Origin of the sequence: Acinetobacter sp. Q85-2 (assembly GCF_013420555.1) — a bacterium.
GTDB classification, from domain to species: domain Bacteria; phylum Pseudomonadota; class Gammaproteobacteria; order Pseudomonadales; family Moraxellaceae; genus Acinetobacter; species Acinetobacter indicus.
This window is the reverse complement of record NZ_VOXW01000011.1, coordinates 104721-112151: the sequence shown is the minus strand read 5'-3', so window position 1 is coordinate 112151 and position 7431 is coordinate 104721. Positions and strand designations below refer to the sequence as shown.

4 protein-coding genes and 1 pseudogene are annotated in these 7431 nt (G+C 44.5%); 2 read left to right on the top strand and 3 right to left on the bottom strand.

The features are described from left to right. Positions 1-75 (top strand): annotated as a pseudogene (locus FTT68_RS08300) (IS6 family transposase); the annotation flags it as partial. 371 nt (positions 76-446) lie between these two features. Then, on the top strand, positions 447-1730 hold the full coding sequence (locus tag FTT68_RS08295; protein WP_180175289.1) for an ISNCY family transposase: 1284 nt from the start codon (positions 447-449) through the stop codon (positions 1728-1730). A 105-nt stretch (positions 1731-1835) separates the two neighbouring features. On the opposite strand, the gene FTT68_RS08290 is transcribed toward FTT68_RS08295, so the two are convergent. From FTT68_RS08290 to tssM, 3 genes are read right to left on the bottom strand one after another with little or no spacing between them, the layout of a single operon-like run. Next, positions 1836-2603 (bottom strand): OmpA family protein, encoded by a 768-nt coding sequence (locus tag FTT68_RS08290; protein ID WP_075175237.1) that lies wholly within the window; start codon positions 2601-2603, stop codon positions 1836-1838. Between the two features lies 1 nt (position 2604). Beyond that, positions 2605-3564: a type VI secretion system-associated protein TagF gene (gene tagF, locus FTT68_RS08285; RefSeq protein WP_075167762.1), complete on the bottom strand. Its 960-nt coding sequence runs from the start codon at positions 3562-3564 to the stop codon at positions 2605-2607. A 31-nt stretch (positions 3565-3595) separates the two neighbouring features. Then, entirely contained in the window at positions 3596-7411 is a 3816-nt protein-coding gene (tssM, locus tag FTT68_RS08280) for a type VI secretion system membrane subunit TssM (protein WP_180175288.1), read from the bottom strand. Positions 7412-7431: the final 20 nt, after the last annotated feature.

Here is a 7431-nt window from a genome sequence, read left to right as displayed (position 1 = left end):
GGACAAGCATCGTCATTTTATTATGGTCAGCCTCAGGGTGAAGTGTGTCTAATCAACAGGGTTTTCGGTCTCTAAGTACTTTTTAAAGGGAACATCATCGACTCAAATCTCTATTTGCAACAGTGCCGCTGTTTTTTAGTTGAGCCTTTTTTTGTCAATTGAATTGTTTTAAGTTCAAACATGATGAAGTTTATGAATTAAAATTTACTTCAACATATCATATTTATCTACTTAAAGAATAGTACTCTAACTTATTGAAATCAGGTGAATGTAAGGCATATATGAAGTTATTGTTTAGTACACTTCGTTTAACATAATATACATTATACGAAATATAGCTGTAACTCCAAAATAGAAATGTCCGGTTTCTCCAAAGTAAAAATGTCCGCTTTTAGAATATGCACTTTTGCAATTTCCTTAGCGGACGGTTTGATATGTTGGTGTCTATGTCGGATAAAGAACTTAAACGATTGTCGGTCTTGCAGGAAATCTGCGATCAACGCATAACTCAATCCCAGGCTGCTCAGCTACTTCATATTTCAGAACGTCAGATCAGACGCTTACTGCAGAAATACAAAGCCCAAGGTCCAGTTGCATTAGCCCATGCCGGTCGTGGCCAAATCAGCAATTCCAAACTTCCTGAAGAAATCAGACTCAAGTGCCTCAATATTGTTTCTGACCAACTCCATGGTTTCGGACCCACTTTAGCGCATGAAAAGCTCACCACCGTACATGGATTCGATCTTTCAGTAGAAACCCTACGTTCTTGGATGATTGCAGCTGACTTATGGATGCCTCGATCCAAACGCCTGAAACGCCCGTATCAGCCTCGTTACAACCGGGATTGCTTTGGTGAACTGATCCAAATTGATGGCTCACACCATGACTGGTTCGAAGGACGCGCTGCTAAATGCTGCCTACTGGTGTTCATTGATGATGCCACAGGCAAATTGCAGCATTTACGCTTCTGTGAATCAGAATCAGCTTTTGACTATATGATTTCGACACGTTTATATGTCGAACAGCACGGTAAGCCTTTAGCGTTTTACAGCGACAAACATTCAGTCTTTAGAGTGAATCAAAGCAGCAAGAAAGATACCAAGATTACCCAGTTTGGACGTGTACTCAACACCCTGAATATCGATATCATCTTCGCCAATTCACCGCAGGCCAAAGGCCGTGTGGAACGTGCTAACAGAACCCTTCAGGACCGTCTGATCAAAGAAATGCGCCTGAAAGGCATCTGTTCGATTGAGCAAGCTAATGTCTGGCTACCCTGCTTCATTAAGAATCTACATCGGCCTATCACTGAAACAGCCGAAGAGTTAGATGATATTTTTACTTGGCGTGAACCCCGCAGAGTCACGAATAGTCTGACGATTACTTATGATAAATGCGTATATCTCCTGGAAAAGACCGAAGAAAATCAAAGGTTGATCGGTAAGTATCTTGAGTTCCTGGAATACCCGGATGGTACTGTAGCTATCATGCATCAAGGTAGAAAGATCAATTACAGCATCTTTGATAAATTAAGTCAGCTCAACCAGCGAGAGATCGTCGAGAATAAACGTTTGGGTTCAGTCTTGTTTCATATCCAGCAACAGCATGAAGAATTAAAACAGCAAAACAAACGCAATCGTTCTCAATCTATGCCAAGAAGACGTGCACAGAAAACAGCAATTCAACAACGAAATCTAAATCCTGTGCTTGACTTGGAAATGTCCGTATAGGACATTTCTATTTGGTTAGTAGGTAGGACATTTCTACTTGGGAATAACAATAGCATATTAAATAAAAGCCATCCTGTAGATGGCTCTTATTCCTTTAATGACCACTTAAATCACTTCAAACTCAATACGACGGTTCTTTTTACGACCCTCAGCTGTTGAGTTGTCTGCCACAGGTTTGTTGGCGCCTAAACCTTCCACACTCAAACTATCTGCAGGAATATTTTTGCCAATCAAATAATCTTTTACCGCCTGTGCACGCTCTTTACTTAAGATCAGGTTTTTATTGGCATCACCAGAGCTATCAGTATGGCCAATAATTTTCACCTGCTTGCCACCAACCTTATTTAAGGCAATCGCCATCTCATCAAGAATTTTTGTCCCAGATGCGGCTAAAACCGCACTGCCAGATTCAAATTCAATAATCCGGTTTTTCAAGGCATCATCAATAATTTTCTGTTCGGCCTGATTTACAGATAACTGTGCATTAAAACGATATGGCGCCTGTACCAAGCCCTGAAAAGCATTTGTGGTTGGCTGGATATCATTTTGATTGGACATTTTTCCATTTAAATCAATTTGCGTACCGCGTACCGACAATTGACCCTGCTTCACTTTTTTTAGGTCTGGCGTGATCATTCGTGTGACCGATTCGCTCCAGCCATTGGGTGCAGCAACCGATTTAACCTGAATTTTATCAATGACTTGGTCCGCACCATACACACTGTGCATTTTAGTCAGGATGGCCTGTTTGCTGGCTTCATTCGGGACCACGCCTTCAACTACAATCGGCTGTGCACATACCCAGCTACTAACACTGAACAAGAGTACAGACAGCCATTGTTTTTTATATGTATTTAATTGATTTTTAATCATTTTATCCATCTATAAAAGTCTGTCTAAAGAGTTTGATTCCCTGGCTTAAGCTAAGCTGGCGTTCACATAAAGCCTGTTCCAACGCCGCCAAACCTGCATTTTGCTCCAGATACGGATCAATCCAGCTGGCATTGACCAATGAGACCCAATGTGAACTGTCCAGGTTTTGGGTGAAAATTTCGCTTAAAGCCTGAATATCTGCGCCATGAAAGCCAAAAATCAGCAAGGGTTTGTCATAATGCAGTAAACCGACCAGCAATTCTGTGTTCTGATTGGCGACAAAACGGCTAATCAGACTGACCCAAAATGCTGCAATTTCATAGCAATAGGCATGATTATTAATCGGTAAAATCAGGACTTTATTTAATTTACTGGTGCCTTGATGGATCACCGGTTGCAGCAATAATCCCAGTCCAATCATGCTTTGTGCCAGCTCATAGGTGCTGATTTTCATCAACTGGGCAAAAGAATGTGTCGTATGATGTTCATAAAATGCTGCACTTTCATGCACATCAAACACCTGAATCTGGTTATTCAGTTTAGCCAGCTTGTCCAGCAAAATCTCAGGATCACGAATCGACTTGAGCACCCGGTTTTTCTGAAACAGATCAATCAGGGTCTGCTTATAGCGATACGGTGCGTACAGCAAATGCTCCAGGGGGACATCTACATCTAACAGATGGCTCAGTACCATCGGAAACTGTCGTCCCGAACTGTCTTCGCTGGCAATTAAGTTGGCCACCAGAAATTTATATTCCTGCGGATTGGCAATGAAAAAATCTAGCGATGGCAACTGCGTATAGCGGCTTTGAAACTCTGGAGATTGCATCGCTTTTTCCAGCGCCTCAGTAATCCACTGATCCAGTACCTGAATCAGTGAAGATTGGCCTTTGGTTTTCAAAAAATCGCCTCGGGCCGGACATTTACCATAATAAAATGGCAGGGTTTTCAGCTCATTCATCCCTGCTCTCCCACTCGCCTGTTCTGGCTGATCATGGCTGTACTCCTTCAATTCCTTTTAAAGGCGATGTGCTATTGGTGCGTGCAGTGGCAGGTGTCGGTGCTGTTTGCGCAGCCACGACACGTACCGATTTATTGGTAACCACCTGATCAACCAGCTGTAAACCCGCATAGCCACGGCTTGAGCCAATATTACCCGAGTTGCCGCTAATCAGTCGGAAGTTCAGTTTCACCGCAATATTCGGGTCCTGCTTGCTTTTCCAGACCATTTCAAAGCTGCCGCCTTGCTGGGTACGCTGAGCCGTGTCAATCAGACGGTTAATGCCGTACTCACCCGGTTCATCAAAGACGGTATGGGTTTTACCTTCTAAATCCACCGCTGTAATACGCGCACCCGGAATCGCACCCGGATTTGGCCAGACGAAATTCACCCATTGCTGAATGCCATTTTCATAAACCATACGCTGCCCATCAATATCAATGGTATAGGCCAGTAATTGCGGATTCTGTAATGGATAGAACTGGAAGTTGGACTGATTCACCGGTGCTTGCGCCGCGGTTTGAGACAATTCACCTGTCGCCATGCCATTGCTAGGCGCGACATAGCTCTGGAAATTCATCACAAATTGCGGGTTCAGGCTGATACCTAAATCTTTCCAGGTTTTTGAGGTTAAGGTATAGCCACGACGGATCACCAGCGGATCTAAATACTCTTTCACAAAACGGGCGATACTGCCATTTTCACCAAAAATCTGGCTAATTTCATTGCTGGTCGCCTGTAAGGTCGCAGAGGAATTAAATGGATATTTTTTGCTTAAATTGGCGCTAAATGGCTGATAAGCCTGCATGGTCCAGAGTTTATTGATCTCATCCTGCGCCGGAATTAACAGGCTTTCAAATGAATGCGTTAATGGACTGATCAACAGTTTTTGTAATAGCTGCTGGTCACGTTCATTTAAGCCCACCGTCATCTTCTCATCGACCAGTTTCTGGGTACTGTTAAACACCGAACTTTGATCATTGATGGTCTGTTTCACCAAGGTCATGGCCGATGGACCAATATCGCCCGCACTTTTCAGGTCATTGAACTTGCTGCGCACCTGAGCAATCGCTTGCATATACTCATCCAGTAAAGACTTGTTCTGCTGGTCATCACGCTTACGTACCAGCTGATAGAACATCTGGAATTCTTTGGAAATTGGTCCTTGTGCTCTGGCTACGGCCTGTTCCGCCATTTTCGCTTTATCGCGGTTCAACACTTTACGTTTAAACCAGGCAATAAAACCTTTTTGCGGTGCGGCTAGTTCTGCCTGAACCACCGGATTATCCCACGAGGTTTCCTGTGCAATCCGGGTAATCATCTGACGGATTGGTGAATTTTCCGGTTCGCCCAGTTTTTCAATATTCTGAGCAGACTGTTTAAATTCCTTGCCCTTGGCATAGTGCACACCAGCCAGGAATTTACGCCATTCAGCAATATATTCCTGCTTGTACAGATCGGTCAGCTGTTTACGGATCTGATCCGGGCTGCCGCTAAAGGTCAGGTCATCGGACTGGGTACTGTTTAACACCCAGTCTTTAGAATCTGTTGGCCGGTTGGAAACTTCATCAATGGCGGTTTCGACGTATTCTGCCCAGGCTTTTTGGGTAAATACACCCGGTAAGGCATAACTGCCCAGCACCACTGCCTGATTGTTCTCACCGACCATCTGTTTGACGGTTAAAGCCGGGAAACGTACCGCTGCACGCATTTTAATTTCGTTATAAACCCGATCACGTGCTGGCATGCCGCGAACAACAGACAATAACACCTGACGTGACTGATCAACCACCAAGGTATCCGCTTCCAGATTTGGGAATTTGGCATCATTGGCCAGGGTCATGGCATAAGATAAAATCTGCTCGGCATCTTTCAGCATTTGGCCGCGCGCCAAATTCCCCCGGTTGGCATCTAACCACGGACGCCAGAAACGCGTGACCTGATCACTTAAATGACCAGCTTCACGATATTCCGGATTGCTCATCATCAAGTAGGCTTTCAGTGCATTGTACGCATCTTGCGGATTACTGTCCGATGGCTCCAGATATTTCTGCTGATTGGCCACCTGCTTGATTTCCACATTGGCATGATTGGCCTTCAGGGTTTCTTCATTGGCTTTTACCCGTTGCAGATACTGTGCCATGTTTTGCTGTGCCGGCTGCAGCACAATCTGCTGCACGCCTTGCAAATATTCAGTCTTCAGCTTTTCACGCAGCTCATTGCCCTGGTATAAACCAAAGCCAAATTTTAATGGACGATCTTCAGCAAAACTGTCCAGCTGTGACATACGGTTTTGCAGAATCAGCAAGGCTTCAAGCTGTCCGGCCAGTTCGGTGCCAGAGCGCTGCTCAATCTGCACCACTTTATTCAGGTCTTGCTGCACCTCGGCAATTAACTGCTGGTTATTGCGATACGACCAGACCCACAGTCCCAGAATAATCGACACACCAAACAATGCGGCAATAAAGCCAACATAACGCTGGCGTTTACGCAGTGGATTAATATGCTGTTTGACCAGATTCTTGTCTTTCAGAATCACATCGGAAAACAGCCCTTTCAGGAAGTAACCATGGTTTTGTGAAACCGAACGGGTCGGCACACCATGTTCACTGTTGGGAATCTTGGTCAGTAAAAAGTCCTGTGCAATCTGCTCGGTCATCGGGCTTTCAATGGTGCCTTCCTGTAAGGCACTGGTGAAATAGAAGCCACGGAATACCGGTTTAAACTGGTACGGATTATCTTCAAACAAGGTACCAATAAAGGTTTTCAGCGCTGGCTTTAAGCTCTTGAACTCCAGCGGGAAAGTCATGACACTTGGGGAAATATTCTGTGAATGGCGGCGACTTAAATGGGTGGTGCTCACGCCTTTTAAACCGTCATATAAAATGCCGTAATGCTTTTCAAACAACTCGACCGCATTTTGAGAAGATTCCGCATCATAGGGCAAGGTTGCACCCCAGACCTGATCAAACTCATTCACTTCATAACATTCAAAGAATTCGGTAAAGCCGGCAATCAGGTCCATTTTGGAAAACACCAGATACACCGGAGGATAAATTTCCAGACGCTCGGTTAAATCCTGAATCCGGGCACGTAAATTCTTGGCCAGTTTAATTGATTTTTCCGGACTCTGGCTGACCAGCTCGGCAATGCTGACAATTACAATCAGGCCATTAATTGGCGCTTGAGAACGGTTTTTCTTCAGCAAACCTAAAAAACCGAGCCATTCAGAATGATCTTCGGAATAGACCGAATAACGCCCGGCTGTATCCAGCAATACCCCTTCGGTGGAAAAGAACCAGTCACAGTTACGGGTACCGCTTAAACCGGCAGACACCATTTTCTGATGACTTTCTTCAAAGGGAAATTTCAGACCGGAGTTATAAATCGCCGAACTTTTTCCGGCGGCCGGGTTACCAATCACCATATACCACGGCAATTCATATAAGGCCGCATTGCCCTTTTTATCGCCCAGTTTAGACTTGCGGATCAGCTGAATCGATTCTTTCATTTGTTGTTGAATCAGCTGTAATTCTTCTTTATCTTTCTGCTTGCCGTATTCAGCTTCGGTGTCTTTACTGATGGCTTCGGCCAGCTCTTCGCCCTGCTTTTCATGACGATAACGCTGGATCAAGGCATAAATCCCGTATCCGACCACACCCAGAATATACACTGCCATTAGCGCCCAGAATAGATTGCGCGGAATGGTGTTATAAGATGCTATGAGTGCCACAAAAATAGACAGTGCAATAATCGCTTTCGGATTAGTCACATACTGCCAGACATAGCCTAAAATGGTATAAAACATACTGTTCTCGTTGTTCTAAA